This is a genomic window from Pseudomonas sp. LBUM1644, assembly GCF_059716195.1.
The window spans coordinates 4,248,673-4,262,285 of the sequence record NZ_CP166812.1 but is presented as its reverse complement, the minus strand read 5'-3'; the positions used below and the strand labels follow the sequence as shown (position 1 = coordinate 4,262,285).

The window sequence follows — 13,613 nt, the reverse complement described above, 5'->3', positions numbered from 1 at the left end:
GAAGGGCATGGCGAAGACTATCGACGACAAACTGGTGCTGGCGATTTCTTCGCGGGCACTGTTCGATCTGAGTGAGAGCCACAAGGTCTATCTGTCGAGCGGCGTCGAAGCCTATCGGCAATATCAGATTGAGCACGAAGACGAGATCCTCGAGCCCGGCGACGCATTCCCTCTGGTGCAAAAACTCTTGAACCTCAATACCAGCCTCGGCCGTGCAAGGGTCGAGGTGATCCTGGTGTCGCGCAACAGTGCCGACACCGGATTGCGGGTGTTCAACTCAATTCACCACTATGGCCTGGCGATATCCCGCGCGGCGTTTGTCGGCGGGCGCAGTCCCTATCCCTACCTCAAGGCCTTTGGTTGCGACTTGTTTCTGTCGACCCATGCCGAAGACGTGCGCAGCGCGCTGGACGCCGGATTTGCCGCGGCGACGATTTTGTCGGGTGGCGCAAGCCGTGCGGCCAGCGATGAATTGCGCATTGCCTTCGACGGTGACGCCGTGCTGTTTTCAGACGAATCGGAGCGGGTCTATCAGGCCGGTGGTCTGGAAGCGTTTCAGGCCAGCGAACGTGAAGCCGCCCGTGAGCCGTTGCGCGGCGGCCCGTTCAAAGGCTTCCTCGCCGCGCTCAATCTGTTGCAGCGCGAGTTCCCCGATGATGCCTGTCCGATCCGCACCGCCCTGGTGACGGCGCGGTCGGCACCGGCCCATGAGCGGGTGATCCGCACCTTGCGGGAATGGGACATTCGTCTGGATGAGTCGTTGTTCCTCGGTGGCCTGACCAAGTCGGCCTTCCTCGAAGCCTTTGCCGCCGACGTGTTTTTCGACGATCAGGCCGGCCATTGCGAACTGGCCCGCGAAGTCGTCGCCACCGGTCACGTGCCGCATGGCATCAGCAATGAGCAAAAAGTTTAGCCCGTGGTTCAACACGTTACGCGGAACGTCGTACTCGCCAAGGCACTGCTAAGCTGAATCAAATCTCCGCCATGTTGGCACGCGAGGAGGTCATATGATTCGTTCAATGCTGTATGCCACTGACCTCGGTTTGTATGCACCGTTGGTGATGCAGCATGCCTTGGCGCTGGCCCGGACATTCAATGCCGACCTTTATGTTGTTCACGCCGTTGAGCCGATGGGGTTGTTCGCCGAATCGGTGCTTCAGAGCTACCTCGATGAGCAGGCGCTGAACGAATTTCACAGTCAGGGCTTGAACACGGTGATCGCCAACATCGAGCAGCGAGTGCTCGACAGCTTTCGCGAAGAACTGGGGGATGAAGGGGAGCAGGACCTGGAACGGATACGAGCGGTGCGGGTACTTCAGGGGGACCCGTCGCAAGTGATTCTCGACCAGGCGCAGAAACTCTCCGTGGATTTGTTGATCGTAGGTAGTCATAGCCATGGTGCTGGCGCGGAAACGCCGTTGGGCCGGACCGCAGCGCGGGTGTTGCAGTTGGCTCGGGTCCCGGTCTATCTGGTGCCGCTGGTGGAACGCCGTCGCCAAGGGGATCGCTAGAGCAAGAATAGTGGCAGTTTGATAAAAAAGTTCTAGATTTATTCTTCAAACCATTAATATAGTTATATACCGTCGCTGATGCCCGTGGCGTCTACCTGCTTTGAGGGATTCATATGAAGCTTCAACAACTGCGCTACATCTGGGAAGTGGCGCACCACGACCTCAACGTTTCCGCTACTGCCCAAAGTCTTTACACCTCGCAACCGGGCATCAGCAAGCAGATCCGCCTGCTGGAAGACGAACTGGGAGTCGAGGTTTTCGCCCGCAGCGGCAAGCATCTGACGCGCGTCACCCCGGCCGGCGAACGCATCATCACCACCGCCGGTGAAATCCTGCGCAAGGTTGAAAGCATCAAGCAGATTGCCCAGGAATTCTCCAACGAGAAAAAAGGCACCCTGTCGATCGCCACCACGCATACCCAGGCGCGTTACGCCTTGCCGCCGGTGATCAGCAATTTCATCAAGCAATACCCTGACGTTGCCCTGCACATGCACCAGGGTTCGCCGATGCAGATCGCCGAAATGGCCGCTGACGGCACTGTGGATTTCGCCATTGCCACCGAAGCGCTGGAGCTGTTCGGCGATCTGGTAATGATGCCGTGCTATCGCTGGAACCGCTGTGTGGTCGTGCCGCAGGGGCACCCGCTGACCAAGCTGTCGAAGCTGACCCTCGAAGCCCTGGCCGAATACCCGATCGTGACGTACGTGTTCGGCTTCACCGGCCGTTCGAAGCTCGACGAAGCCTTCAGCCACCGCGGCCTGACGCCGAAAGTGGTGTTCACCGCGGCCGACGCCGACGTGATCAAGACTTACGTGCGTTTGGGGCTGGGCGTGGGCATTGTCGCCAAAATGGCGGTCGACGCCAAACTCGATAGCGATCTGGTGATGCTCGATGCCAGCGACCTGTTCGAGTCCAGCATCACCAAGATCGGTTTCCGTCGCGGCACCTTCCTGCGCGGCTTCATGTGCGATTTCATCGAGAAATTCGCCCCGCACCTGACCCGCGAAGTCATGGCCAAAGCCATTCAGTGCCACAACAAGCAGGAACTGGAAGAGCTGTTCGACGGCGTCGAACTGCCGGTCCATTAATCTTCGATTTACACAACCTCGGTAACAGCAAACTGTTGCCGAGCGCCCGCCACCAGAATCTCCACCTCGTCCCCTTCGAACTTGCCCAGCAAGCTTTTGCCCAGCGGTGAACGAGGGGTGATGACGGTGATCCACTGCCCGACCAGATCGACCTTCAGCCCCGCCGCATCGGGGGCCAGAAACAGCCATTGCTCACGGCCCTTTTCGTCTTCCAGACCGAGCAGGGCGCCCACTTCGATACCGCGCTGGTCATCATAGGGGCGCAAGGTCAGGTTCTGGCACAGCGTCAGCGATTGCCTGATTTCTTCGACCCGTTTCGCTTGCCCGGCGGCCAGATAAGATGCTTCCAGACCGAGCGTGTCGTACTTGTTTTCGGCGATGTTTTCTTCGTCGGTCGCCGTTTCGTACGCGGTTTGCGCGGCACGTTCGGCGATGTCGAGATCGACCCGCAGCTTGTCGAGAATCAGTTGGTGGACGGTTTGCTTGTTCATGATCAATCGCAGAATTGCAGGACATTGGCGCGGCTTTTTTCGCTCGGCGCGTTCTGGTCCTGTTGCAGCCAGAACTGGCATTTCGGATTGGACAGGTTACGGCTGGTGCTGCGTGCCTGATCCATTCGTTGCGCCTGCTCGTTCTTGCGCAGGTTCTCTTCGTACCGATCGAACAACGGGCTCTGCGGCGGAATATCCGGCACCGGTTGCGCCACCACCGGCGGCTTGGCCAGTTGCTCGACTGCTTGTGCAACCGGCGCCAGTTGCTCGCTGAACAACAGGCGAGACGCGAGCCAGCAGGTCAGCGCGATTGCAAGGAAACCCAGCCACACACCGAGGGCAATGCTGCCGGTCAGTTGCAGGGCATTGAGCTGGATTGGCAAGCGGCGGCGCGGGTTGGGACGGTAGGGCATGACTGCCTCCTGGCGGGTGGTCGCGGGCGAGTGGCGATTGTCGCATGAAGATTAATCGCCGTCGGCTCTTCTGCACGGGGTAATTTATGCGGACAATCGGCGCCTTTGCCAACGGGAGCCTGGAATGCCTGAATTGAACACCCGCTGGGATATTTTTTGCACCGTGGTCGACAACTTTGGCGACATCGGCGTGACCTGGCGTCTGGCCCGTCAACTGGTGGCCGAGCATGCGTTGGAGGTGCGTTTGTGGGTCGATGATTTGCGAGCCTTCGAACGCCTCTGTCCGGACATCGACATCCATGCCGCGCAACAGTGGCAGGAGGGTGTCGAGGTCCGCCAATGGCCGGCCGACTGGTTACCCACTGGCGCGGCGGATGTGGTGATCGCCGCCTTCGCCTGTCAATTGCCGAGTGCCTACATGGAGGCCATGGCCGAGCGGGAAAAGCCGCCGCTGTGGATGAATCTCGACTACCTGAGTGCCGAGGACTGGGTGATCGGATGCCACGGCTTGCCGTCGGTCAAATACAAGAGCGTGCAGAAGTTCTTCTTCTTTCCGGGGTTCCAGAAGGGCACCGGTGGCCTGCTGCGTGAAAGCGGATTGCTGGAACGTCGCAGGCAATTCCAGCAAGATCCCGCGGCTCAGCGAATATTCCTGCAGGGTTTAGGCATTGATCGTGCGCAAGGCGCACAACTGATCTCGTTGTTTGCCTACGAAAATGCCGGACTGGCCAGTTGGCTGGAGGTGCTGGCCGCTGATACGACGCCAACGCATCTGCTGGTGCCCGAAGGTCGGATTCTGGGAGACGTCGAACGCTGGCTCGGGGTCGACGGCTTGCTGGCCGGCGCCGTGCATGTGCGCGATGCGGTGACGGTGCAGGTGCTGCCGTTCGTCCGACAGGATCAATACGATCACCTGCTGTGGTGCTGCGATTTCAATGCCGTGCGCGGCGAAGATTCGTTCGTTCGCGCGCAATGGGCGGGCCGGCCGCTGCTCTGGCACATCTATCGGCAGGACGAAGACATCCACCTGGACAAGCTCGAAGCCTTCCTGGCGTTGTACACAAAAGGCTTGTCCGAAGCGGCTTGCGAGGCGATCAGCGGTCTTTGGCGTGCGTGGAATGCCGGGCATGATATGTCCGGTCACTGGGTTGCAACGCGTAAACATTGGCCGGAACTGCAAAAACACGCCGAGTCATGGTGTCTGGAACAGGGTTTGCAGGCGGATCTTGCCGCAGCGCTGGTACAGTTTTACCTAAATTGGATATGATACGCGGCCTAGATTTTTGTAAATCCCATCCAAATTCGGATATTCGCAATGAAAACTGGTAAAGAACTGAAACCCGGTACCGTGATCCGTCTCGAAAACGATCCTTGGCTGGTTCAGAAAGCTGAATTCACCAAGTCCGGTCGTAACAGCGCGATCATGAAGACCAAGCTGAAAAACCTGCTGACCGGTTACAAGACCGAGATCGTTTACAGCGCTGACGACAAACTGGACGACGTAATCCTCGACCGCAAAGAAGCGACCCTGTCCTTCATCAGCGGCGACACCTACACGTTCATGGACACCACCGACTACACCATGTACGAGCTGAACGCTGAAGACATCGAAGCCGTTCTGCCTTTCGTTGAAGAAGGCATGACCGATGTTTGCGAAGCGATCTTCTTCGAAGAGCGTCTGGTTTCCGTAGAACTGCCGACCACCATCGTGCGCGTAGTTGACTACACCGAAGGTTCGGCTCGCGGCGACACTTCCGGCAAGGTGATGAAGCCTGCCAAGTTGAGCAACGGTACTGAGCTGCAAGTTGCTGACTTCATCGAAATCGGTGACAAAATCGAGATCGATACCCGCGAAGGCGGTTCCTACAAAGGCCGTGCTAAATAAGCACAGCTTCAGGAATGAAAAAGCCCGACCTTTGAGTCGGGCTTTTTTTTTTGCTGAAGATCAAAAGATCGCAGCCTCGTTTCACTCGGCAGCTCCTACCGGGGGAATGCAAAGCCCATGTAGGAGCTGCCGAGTGAAACGAGGCTGCGATCTTTTGCTTTCAACTCTATTTCAGGTGTTGCTTGAGTTCTTCAGAAGCTTGCAGCATCGCCGAGCGTACTTCCGGCACCTGGCTGACCACGTTCAGCAACCCATAGTCGTGGATCATGCCGTTGTAGCGCACCGACGTGACGGGCACACCGGCCTCGTCAAGCTTGCGGGCGTACGCTTCACCTTCATCGCGCAGTACGTCGTTGCCAGCTGTCTGCACCAGGGCAGGTGGCAGGCCCTTGAGTTGCGCCGTGGTGGCCCGCAGCGGTGAGGCATAAATCTCGTTACGCTGCTTGGCGTCCGTGGTGTAGTTGTCCCAGAACCACTTCATCATGTTTTTGGTGAGGAAGTGCCCTTCGGCAAACTGGTTGTAAGACGCCGTTTCAAAGTTGGCGTCAGTCACCGGCCACAACAGCACCTGGAACTTGATCGCTGGTGTGCCCTGGTCTTTGGCCATCAGCGCAACCACGGCCGCCATGTTGCCGCCGACGCTGTTACCCACTACCGCCAGGCGTTTGCTATCGACGTTGATCTCTTTACCGTGCTCGGCTACCCACTTTGTGGCGGCGTACGCCTGGTTGATCGCCACCGGGAAATGCGCTTCCGGTGACGGCGTGTAATTGACGAACACTGCCACCGCACCCGAACCCGCAACCAGGTCGCGAACCAGACGTTCGTGAGTCGGGAAATCTCCCAGCACCCAACCGCCGCCGTGGAAGAACATGAACACCGGCAGCTCGCCTTTGACCCCGGCCGGCCGGACGATGGTCAGGCTGAGCGGTTGGCCGCCGACTTGAATGGTCTTCTCGCTGACATCCGCTTTTGGCAGCGTCAGCTTCACCGAGGCTTGCGCGCCCACCAACACCGCGCGGGCTTCTTTGGGTGTGAGTTGTTCCATCGGTTTGCCGGTGCCGGCATTCAGAACGTCAAGGAACGCTTGGGTGTTGTGTTCAACACCGTCCCCCGCGAACGCGCTGTGGATGGACAGGGCGAGAAGGGTACCGGTCAAGACTTTGCTGAAAGTGTTCATGTTCGTTTCCTGTTCAGGCCTTGAAATCAGTGGTTAGACGGTGACGTGCAGGCGCACATCGACGTTGCCACGGGTGGCGTTCGAGTACGGGCAGACCAGGTGAGCCGCGTCGACCAGGCTTTGTGCGTCGGCTTGTTCAAGACCCGGCAAGCTGATGTGCAAGTCGATGTCCAGACCGAAGCCGCCAGGGATTTGGCCAATACCGACATGGGCGGTGATCGAGGCGTCGTTCGGGATCGTGCGTTTGGTCTGGCTGGCGACGAATTTCAGTGCGCCGATGAAGCAGGCGGAGTAGCCGGCAGCGAACAGTTGCTCAGGGTTGGTCGCTGCGCCGCCAGCACCACCGAGTTCTTTCGGGGTGGCGAGTTTGACGTCGAGGATGTTGTCGCTGGAAACCGCACGACCGTCACGGCCGCCAGTGGAGGTTGCGATTGCGGTGTAGAGAGTTTGCATGATGTAGGCCTCGCTTCGGGTTTGATTGTTTGCGCTAAATGTTTGCGCGCTAAGTAAGTGCGAAATGAATGTATCGCGCTAATGTTTAGTGCGCAAGATAAATTTTTGAAAAAATATTAGGAGATGAGATTTGCGACGGCCTGGATTTGCGTGGATGTATGGGTTTAGAGCTATCGAGGAGAGATTTTTCAGTGAAAAATTTTTAGGAGAGGGGCCGGATTCCGGGAACACCGCACATCCCTGTGGGAGCGGGCTTGCTCGCGAATGCGGTGTGTCATCCAGCAATGATGTTGACTGACACACCGCATTCGCGAGCAAGCCCGCTCCCACATTGGAGGTGTGGTGATCTTGGGGTCAGAGGCTGTCTTGAAGATTGCCGCGCAGCACTTGCAGCTCCGCTTGCAGTTTTTGCAGGCGCTCCAGGGTCATGCCGCTGGCGCCGAGGATGCACTGGGGAACGCCGCGCGCCTTGTCCCGCAAGGCGCGGCCCTGTTCAGTCAGCTCGACGATCACCACCCGCTCATCCTCACGGCTGCGGGTGCGGCTGAGCAAGCCTTCCACTTCCAGGCGCTTGAGCAGTGGCGTCAGTGAACCGGGATCCGTCAGCAGTCGCGTGCTGATTTCGCCTACCGTCAAACCGTCCCGCTCCCACAGCACCATCATTGCCAGGTATTGCGGGTAGGTCAGTCCCAGTGCCTGCAGCAGCGGTTTATAGACCTTGGTCATCAGCAGCGAGGTGGAATGCAGGGCGAAGCAGGCCTGGTTATCCAACAGCAGGTCGTCGCAATTATCCTGAGTGTTGCGTTCGGTGTTCATTCTGAAGCCTTGATCTGTGATCTTCATGAATCTAGCGGGCGAATGTTTAATGCGCCAGATAATTCTGACCTAGTGTCGGTCGAGGTTGGTCTGCAGCGCCAGGTCCCACGGTGGAATCGGACTGAAGCGGGTTTTCAGATATTCCAGCAACAAGCGGCTCCGAGAGTTGGGCTGTTGCGCCAGGCGAAGCGCGTAAATGCCAGCGCTTTCCGGCGGTGGCAGGCCATTTTCGCAAAACAGTGGCAGCAGTTCGCCGCGCAGCAAATATTCGCTGGTGAGCCAGGTTGGCAGGTGCGCGATGCCCAGCCCGGCCAATGCGCCGCACACCAGCGCTTCGGCATTATTGGCACTCATACGAATGCGCGCCGGTCGGTGCAAGTGCATTTGCCCATCGCGTTCGAAGCGCCAGGCGAACGGCGGGGCCAGGCCATCCCAGTCGAGACCGTCGTGTTCAATCAGCTGCGCCGGATCGGTCGGAACGCCACGGCGCTTCAAATAGCCGGGGCTGGCGCAAGCGATCCGCATCAAGCTCGCCAGCGGTGTGGCCACCAACCGCGTATCGGCCAATTGCCCGGCGCGCAGCACCAGATCGACTTTGCCCAGATTCAAGCCCTGCATGTCGACAAAACTGTCAATCAGGTGCAATTGCACGTCGAGACCGGGGTAGTGCATCAGAAAGTCAGCAATTACCGGTGCCAGGTGCCGGCGTCCGAACGCGGCGGGTGCATCAATCCTGATCAAGCCTTCCGGTGCGCTGCTCAAGGACACCGCCTCCGCCCGCGCCAATTGAAGTTCTGCGACGATTCTCCGTGCACGCTCGGCAAACGCCAGACCTGCCGGTGTCGCGCGCACCGCGTGGGTGCTGCGAACGAACAATTGACTGCCGACTGCGTTTTCGAGGCTGTCGATGCGCCGCGCAACGGCCGAAGGGGTCAATGGATGGCGGCGGGAGGCGCCGGAAAAGCTGCCGGTTTCCAGCACATCGAGAAACAGGCTCAGTTGTTCGGTCAATTGATTGGGGTTCATGGCAGGTTGGCGCTTATGCGAAGTTGGCACAGCCATTGTGCGTTGCTGTGCGTTTCCCCGCCAGAGCCAACTGCGTAGGATGAATTGCCTGACATGAGAGGAATCGCCTGTGATTGAGTTTTTGATGTATCTGGTGTTCGGCGCAGCCCTGGGCACCTTGGGTGGGTTGTTCGGTATTGGCGGTGGCTTGATCGCTATCCCGTTGCTGGGCGTGCTGTTCGGCCTCGATCAGCAGATCGCCCAAGGTACGGCGCTGGTGATGGTGGTGCCGAACGTGATGCTGGCGCTGTGGCGCTATCACCAGCGCAACCGGATCGAATTGCGCCATGCGCTGCCACTGGCCTTGATGGGGTTCTGCTTTGCGTGGATCGGTTCGATCTGGGCGGTGGGCATTGATGCGCAAACCATGCGCGTAGGATTTGTCGCATTCCTGGTGGCGCTGTCTGCCTACAACGTGGTGCGAATGTTCAGCGCCAATGTGTCGACTTCTTCGCAAATGAATTATTCATGGCCATGGTTGGGCGTACTCGGTGCGGCATCCGGCGCCATGGGTGGGTTGTTTGGCGTGGGCGGGGCCGTGGTGGCGACGCCGGTACTGACCAGCGTGTTCGGTACCAGTCAAGTGGTTGCCCAAGGATTGTCACTGGCGCTGGCGTTGCCCAGCACGGGAGTCACTTTGGTGACCTATTCGGTACACCACCAAGTGGACTGGATAATCGGCGTGCCCTTGGCGGTCGGTGGCCTGATGAGCATCAGTTGGGGCGTGAAAATCGCCCACGCAATGCCAGAACGGCTGTTGCGCGGCCTGTTCTGTGGCTTTCTGGTGCTCTGCGCGGTGATGCTCGCCTTTAAAGTTTGAAGCCCTCGACGATGTGTTCGGCCAGGCATTCGGTGATGGGCGAAGGGTTGTGCAGGTTGCGCACCAGCATGATGCTGGCCTCGGGCAGCACCGGCAGACCTTCGGCCTCACCCAGAATGCGCATGTCGGGTGTGATCAGGCTTTCGAGTTGCGCGGTGACGGCCAGGCCGGCGCTGACCACCGCCATGATCGCCGACAGGCTGTCGCTGTTGTACGCCACGCGGTAATCGCGCCCCATGGCATCGAGGGCATTGCATGCCCACAATCTGCAGAAACAATCACTGTTGAACATCGCCAACGGCAGCGGCGTCTGCTCATGGGCGCTGAAACATTGCGCTTCGGCCCAGACGAAATGCTCCTTGCGCAACAATTGGCCGATTTCGCTGCCTGGTTCGCGGGTGACGATGGACAAGTCCAGATCCTGGCGCATCAGCAATTGTTTTGAAGATTCGCAGTGCACCTCGATCTGGATCAGCGGATAGGACTGGGCGAATCGCCGCAGGATCCCCGGCAGGAAACGCATCACATAATCGTCCGGCGTGCCGATGCGGACCATGCCCACCATGTGCGGCTCGCGCAAGGTGTTGAACACCTCGCTGTGCAGCTTGAGGATGCGTCGGGCATAACCCAACAGCACCTGGCCCTCGGCTGTCAGGCGTACCTGCCGTCCGTCACGCTGGAACAGCTGACGCTGCAACACATCCTCTTCCAGCCGCTTCATCTGCATGCTCACGGCCGACTGGGTGCGATTGACCAATTCGCCGGCCCGGGTAAATCCGCCCTGGTCGGCGATGGCGACAAAGGTGCGCAGCACTTCGGTGTCGATACTTGGGAAGGCTGACATTCATCAATCTCCGAGATATGTGACATCAGAAACATTCGTTGGATTGATCTTAGTCCTGGGGCGAGACTGGAACCACCTAAACGGAGGGCAACAAGATGAAAGGTCAACATGAGTATCCAGTCGTAGAAAAACACTCGGTCCACCTGGTATCCAACCTGCTGCATAAATTCAGTCGCTGGTACGAACTTCACCGCGAGCGCGAGCTGTTGGCGAGTTTGAGCGACGAAGCACTGAAGGACATCGGCATGAGCCGTGCGGAGGTGGAGTTCGAGTCGATCAAACCCTTCTGGAATGATCCGATGCACAAATGAGTAACGCACAACTACACAAACCGTCTCCCGGTGAGGTAGGTTGCGAGCAGACAAGGAGATGCTCATGCCCGCAACGCTGTCCTTTTCCCTCAAACAGGCTCGACGCCTGGCGCTGGCCGCCCAAGGGTTCAACGGGCGCCAGCCGCCAGCGGCGATCAAACCGCTTCAGCTCAATCGTCTGATCGAGCGGCTGGGCATTCTGCAGATCGATTCGGTCAATGCGTTGGTGCGTTCGCACTACCTTCCCCTGTTTTCCCGTCGTGGTCATTACTCATCCGACTTGCTCGACCAGGCTGCCTGGAGTTCGGGCCGGCGGCGTACGCTATTCGAGTACTGGGGCCATGAAGCTTCGTTGCTGCCGTTGTCGCTGTACCCGTTGATGCGGTGGCGCATGCTGCGGGCGACCCGTGGCGAAGACATCTATCAGCAACTGGCGCGATTCGGTCGTGAACAGCAGGACACCATCCGCCGGGTGCTGGCCTCGGTTCAGGAGCTGGGTGCGCTGGGCGCCGGAAGCCTTTCGACCCGGCAGGAGCGGGCAGGGCCCTGGTGGGACTGGAGCGCGGAAAAGCATGCGCTGGAGTGGTTGTTCGCCGCTGGTGAAGTGACTGTGGCCGGGCGCCGTGGATTCGAGCGCCTTTACGATCTGCCGGAGCGGGTGCTTCCTTCGGCGATTCTGCAGCAACCGTTGGTGAGTGAGGCTGAAGCCCAGCGGGGCCTGTTGCTGCATGCCGCGACAGCGCTGGGCGTGGGCACGGAAAAGGACCTGCGCGACTATTTTCGCTTGAACCCGACTGACAGCCGTCCGCGCCTGGCGGAATTGCTCGAGACCGGGGCGTTGCAGGCGTGTGAAGTCCAGGGCTGGCGTCAACCCGCGTACTGTCTGCCCGAACCGAAAGTGCCACGCAAAGTCGAATCCAGTGCCTTGCTTTCACCCTTCGATTCGTTGATCTGGGAGCGCAGCCGTACTGAGCGGTTGTTCGATTTTCGATATCGGCTGGAGATTTACACGCCACAGGACAAGCGGGTCTATGGCTATTACGTGTTGCCGTTTTTGCACAACGAACGAATTGCCGCGCGGGTGGACTTACGAGCAGAGCGGGCGCTGGGGAGGCTGGCGGTGCATGCCGTGCATGAGGAAGAGCCAGGGTTGGATGACGAGGGGATGACGGCGTTGGCGGTGAATCTGCGGCAGATGGCGGATTGGCTGGGGCTTGAGCGGGTGCAGTTGAATTGCCAGCGGGTGAGCGCGGCGCGATTGCGGGTGGCATTGGCCAGTATTGGCGGTGATTGATCAGACGCCTTCGCGGGCAAGCCTCGCTCCTACAGGGGTTCGTGTTCATTTGTAGGAGCGAGGCTTGCCCGCGAAGGGAACGGCGCGATGTTAACGTCGGACTTGCTTCAGGGTCTCGGCAATCAAAAACGCCAACTCCAATGACTGGTCGGCATTCATCCGCGGATCGCAATGGGTGTGATACCGGTCCGACAACCCATCCTCGGTAATCGGCCGTGCACCGCCAATACACTCGGTGACATTCTGCCCGGTCATCTCGATGTGGATGCCGCCGGCGTACGTGCCTTCGGCTTCGTGGACCTGGAAGAACTGTTTAACCTCGCCGAGGATCTGCGCAAAATCGCGGGTCTTGTAGCCGCTGCTGGCCTTGATGGTGTTGCCGTGCATCGGGTCGGAACTCCAGAGCACCTGCTTGCCTTCACGTTGCACGGCGCGAATCAGCGCCGGCAAATGATCGCCGACCTTGTTCGCGCCCATGCGCGCAATCAGGTTCAAGCGACCCGGATCGTTGTCCGGATTAAGCACGTCGATCAGCCGAATCAGGTCTTCGGGATTCATGCTCGGCCCGACTTTAACCCCGATCGGGTTGTTCACTCCGCGTAGAAATTCGACGTGAGCACCGTCCAGTTGGCGGGTGCGATCACCGATCCACAGCATGTGCGCCGAGCAATCGTAGTAGTCGTTGGTCAGGCTGTCGCGGCGCACGAAGGCTTCTTCGTAATTCAGCAGCAACGCTTCGTGGGCGGTGAAAAAACTGGTCTCGCGCAGTTGCGGCGAGCTGTCCATGCCGCAGGCGCGCATGAACGCCAGGGTTTCATCGATGCGATCGGCAAGGTGGCTGTATTTTTCCGCCAGCGCCGAGTTGGCGATGAAATCCAGGTTCCACTTGTGCACCTGATGCAGGTCGGCAAAACCGCCCTGGGCGAAGGCACGCAGCAGGTTCAAGGTGGCGGTGGACTGGTGGTAGGACTGGAGCAGACGCTCCGGGTCCGGCACACGGCTTTTCTCATCAAAACCAATGCCGTTGACGATGTCGCCACGGTAGGCGGGCAACGTCACGCCGTCGATGGTTTCGTCATTGGCCGAACGCGGTTTGGCGAACTGACCGGCCATGCGCCCAACCTTGACCACCGGGCAGCCGGCAGCGAAGGTCATGACAATCGCCATTTGCAGCAGCACTTTAAAGGTGTCGCGGATTTTTGCGGCGGAGAACTCGGCAAAGCTCTCGGCACAGTCGCCGCCCTGCAACAGAAACGCTCGGCCCTGGGTCACTTCGGCAAACTGACGTCGCAACTCCCGGGCCTCACCGGCAAACACCAGCGGTGGATAGCTGGCCAGCGTCTGCTCGACGTGCAGCAGATGCGCCGCGTCGGGGTAGTGGGGTTGTTGCTGGATCGGCAGGGCGCGCCAGCTGTCAGGGCTCCAGGGTTGGCTCATCACGG

16 protein-coding genes are annotated in these 13,613 nt (G+C 59.2%); 8 read left to right on the top strand and 8 right to left on the bottom strand.

Translation table 11 applies throughout. The features are described 5' to 3' along the window. Positions 1 to 7 precede the first annotated feature (7 nt). From ACA052_RS19345 to cysB, 3 genes are all read left to right on the top strand, one after another. A complete protein-coding gene (locus tag ACA052_RS19345; RefSeq protein WP_059403653.1) occupies positions 8 to 913 on the top strand; it encodes a 5'-nucleotidase in 906 nt (301 codons plus the stop codon). 94 nt (positions 914 to 1,007) lie between these two features. Further along, positions 1,008 to 1,511 (top strand): universal stress protein, encoded by a 504-nt coding sequence (locus ACA052_RS19340; RefSeq protein WP_497646323.1) that lies wholly within the window; start codon positions 1,008 to 1,010, stop codon positions 1,509 to 1,511. A gap of 113 nt (positions 1,512 to 1,624) precedes the next feature. Next, positions 1,625 to 2,599, top strand: a complete 975-nt coding sequence (cysB, locus tag ACA052_RS19335) for an HTH-type transcriptional regulator CysB (RefSeq protein WP_008148549.1) — start codon at positions 1,625 to 1,627, stop codon at positions 2,597 to 2,599. Between the two features lie 8 nt (positions 2,600 to 2,607). Here cysB and ACA052_RS19330 read toward each other — a convergent pair whose 3' ends face one another. Then, entirely contained in the window at positions 2,608 to 3,090 is a 483-nt protein-coding gene (locus ACA052_RS19330; RefSeq protein WP_497646322.1) for a GreA/GreB family elongation factor, read from the bottom strand. Positions 3,091 to 3,092: 2 nt separating this feature from the next. Further along, on the bottom strand, positions 3,093 to 3,503 hold the full coding sequence (locus tag ACA052_RS19325) for a hypothetical protein (protein ID WP_497646321.1): 411 nt from the start codon (positions 3,501 to 3,503) through the stop codon (positions 3,093 to 3,095). Positions 3,504 to 3,627: 124 nt separating this feature from the next. Here ACA052_RS19325 and earP point away from each other — a divergent pair, with 124 nt between their 5' ends. Both earP and ACA052_RS19315 read left to right on the top strand, forming a co-directional pair. Next, positions 3,628 to 4,770: an elongation factor P maturation arginine rhamnosyltransferase EarP gene (gene earP / locus ACA052_RS19320; RefSeq protein WP_497646320.1), complete on the top strand. Its 1,143-nt coding sequence runs from the start codon at positions 3,628 to 3,630 to the stop codon at positions 4,768 to 4,770. Between the two features lie 48 nt (positions 4,771 to 4,818). Next, on the top strand, positions 4,819 to 5,388 hold the full coding sequence (locus ACA052_RS19315; RefSeq protein WP_028619992.1) for an elongation factor P: 570 nt from the start codon (positions 4,819 to 4,821) through the stop codon (positions 5,386 to 5,388). 166 nt (positions 5,389 to 5,554) lie between these two features. On the opposite strand, the gene ACA052_RS19310 is transcribed toward ACA052_RS19315, so the two are convergent. The 4 genes from ACA052_RS19310 to ACA052_RS19295 all read right to left on the bottom strand — a co-directional run bounded on the left by ACA052_RS19310 (position 5,555) and on the right by ACA052_RS19295 (position 8,863). After that, positions 5,555 to 6,568, bottom strand: coding sequence for an alpha/beta hydrolase (locus ACA052_RS19310; RefSeq protein WP_497646319.1), 1,014 nt, complete (start codon positions 6,566 to 6,568; stop codon positions 5,555 to 5,557). A 33-nt stretch (positions 6,569 to 6,601) separates the two neighbouring features. Further along, positions 6,602 to 7,021 carry an organic hydroperoxide resistance protein gene (locus tag ACA052_RS19305; protein ID WP_497646318.1) on the bottom strand — a complete coding sequence of 140 codons (420 nt, stop codon included), beginning with the start codon at positions 7,019 to 7,021 and terminating at the stop codon, positions 6,602 to 6,604. A 354-nt stretch (positions 7,022 to 7,375) separates the two neighbouring features. After that, on the bottom strand, positions 7,376 to 7,837 hold the full coding sequence (locus tag ACA052_RS19300; protein ID WP_497646316.1) for a MarR family winged helix-turn-helix transcriptional regulator: 462 nt from the start codon (positions 7,835 to 7,837) through the stop codon (positions 7,376 to 7,378). Between the two features lie 69 nt (positions 7,838 to 7,906). After that, the gene (locus ACA052_RS19295; protein ID WP_497650361.1) at positions 7,907 to 8,863 is read right to left on the bottom strand and encodes a LysR family transcriptional regulator; all 957 of its coding nucleotides are present in this window, start codon (positions 8,861 to 8,863) and stop codon (positions 7,907 to 7,909) included. A gap of 109 nt (positions 8,864 to 8,972) precedes the next feature. Here ACA052_RS19295 and ACA052_RS19290 point away from each other — a divergent pair, with 109 nt between their 5' ends. Continuing rightward, positions 8,973 to 9,722 carry a sulfite exporter TauE/SafE family protein gene (locus ACA052_RS19290; RefSeq protein WP_497646314.1) on the top strand — a complete coding sequence of 250 codons (750 nt, stop codon included), beginning with the start codon at positions 8,973 to 8,975 and terminating at the stop codon, positions 9,720 to 9,722. Here the strand turns inward: ACA052_RS19290 and ACA052_RS19285 are convergent. Further along, positions 9,712 to 10,566 (bottom strand): LysR substrate-binding domain-containing protein, encoded by an 855-nt coding sequence (locus ACA052_RS19285; RefSeq protein WP_497646313.1) that lies wholly within the window; start codon positions 10,564 to 10,566, stop codon positions 9,712 to 9,714. The genes ACA052_RS19290 and ACA052_RS19285 overlap by 11 nt on opposite strands. A 95-nt stretch (positions 10,567 to 10,661) precedes the next feature. Here ACA052_RS19285 and ACA052_RS19280 point away from each other — a divergent pair, with 95 nt between their 5' ends. Both ACA052_RS19280 and ACA052_RS19275 read left to right on the top strand, forming a co-directional pair. Then, on the top strand, positions 10,662 to 10,877 hold the full coding sequence (locus ACA052_RS19280; protein ID WP_497646312.1) for a DUF1127 domain-containing protein: 216 nt from the start codon (positions 10,662 to 10,664) through the stop codon (positions 10,875 to 10,877). A 64-nt stretch (positions 10,878 to 10,941) separates the two neighbouring features. After that, positions 10,942 to 12,171, top strand: a complete 1,230-nt coding sequence (locus ACA052_RS19275) for a winged helix-turn-helix domain-containing protein (RefSeq protein WP_497646311.1) — start codon at positions 10,942 to 10,944, stop codon at positions 12,169 to 12,171. A 90-nt stretch (positions 12,172 to 12,261) separates the two neighbouring features. Here the strand turns inward: ACA052_RS19275 and ACA052_RS19270 are convergent, their stop codons facing one another. Next, the gene (locus ACA052_RS19270; protein WP_461954042.1) at positions 12,262 to 13,608 is read right to left on the bottom strand and encodes a class II 3-deoxy-7-phosphoheptulonate synthase; all 1,347 of its coding nucleotides are present in this window, start codon (positions 13,606 to 13,608) and stop codon (positions 12,262 to 12,264) included. Between the last annotated feature and the right edge of the window lie 5 nt (positions 13,609 to 13,613).

What these genes read in the sequence shown, in the direction of transcription:
- ACA052_RS19305 (WP_497646318.1), bottom strand. Translation starts at nt 7,021, where the DNA reads ATGCAAACTCTCTACACCGCAATCGCAACCTCCACTGGCGGCCGTGAC.
- ACA052_RS19295 (WP_497650361.1), bottom strand. Translation starts at nt 8,863, where the DNA reads ATGAACCCCAATCAATTGACCGAACAACTGAGCCTGTTTCTCGATGTG.
- ACA052_RS19285 (WP_497646313.1), bottom strand. Translation starts at nt 10,566, where the DNA reads ATGTCAGCCTTCCCAAGTATCGACACCGAAGTGCTGCGCACCTTTGTC.
- ACA052_RS19275 (WP_497646311.1), top strand. Translation starts at nt 10,942, where the DNA reads ATGCCCGCAACGCTGTCCTTTTCCCTCAAACAGGCTCGACGCCTGGCG.
- earP (WP_497646320.1), top strand. Translation starts at nt 3,628, where the DNA reads ATGCCTGAATTGAACACCCGCTGGGATATTTTTTGCACCGTGGTCGAC.
- ACA052_RS19315 (WP_028619992.1), top strand. Translation starts at nt 4,819, where the DNA reads ATGAAAACTGGTAAAGAACTGAAACCCGGTACCGTGATCCGTCTCGAA.
- cysB (WP_008148549.1), top strand. Translation starts at nt 1,625, where the DNA reads ATGAAGCTTCAACAACTGCGCTACATCTGGGAAGTGGCGCACCACGAC.
- ACA052_RS19325 (WP_497646321.1), bottom strand. Translation starts at nt 3,503, where the DNA reads ATGCCCTACCGTCCCAACCCGCGCCGCCGCTTGCCAATCCAGCTCAAT.
- ACA052_RS19310 (WP_497646319.1), bottom strand. Translation starts at nt 6,568, where the DNA reads ATGAACACTTTCAGCAAAGTCTTGACCGGTACCCTTCTCGCCCTGTCC.
- ACA052_RS19300 (WP_497646316.1), bottom strand. Translation starts at nt 7,837, where the DNA reads ATGAACACCGAACGCAACACTCAGGATAATTGCGACGACCTGCTGTTG.
- ACA052_RS19340 (WP_497646323.1), top strand. Translation starts at nt 1,008, where the DNA reads ATGATTCGTTCAATGCTGTATGCCACTGACCTCGGTTTGTATGCACCG.
- ACA052_RS19330 (WP_497646322.1), bottom strand. Translation starts at nt 3,090, where the DNA reads ATGAACAAGCAAACCGTCCACCAACTGATTCTCGACAAGCTGCGGGTC.
- ACA052_RS19345 (WP_059403653.1), top strand. Translation starts at nt 8, where the DNA reads ATGGCGAAGACTATCGACGACAAACTGGTGCTGGCGATTTCTTCGCGG.
- ACA052_RS19280 (WP_497646312.1), top strand. Translation starts at nt 10,662, where the DNA reads ATGAAAGGTCAACATGAGTATCCAGTCGTAGAAAAACACTCGGTCCAC.
- ACA052_RS19270 (WP_461954042.1), bottom strand. Translation starts at nt 13,608, where the DNA reads ATGAGCCAACCCTGGAGCCCTGACAGCTGGCGCGCCCTGCCGATCCAG.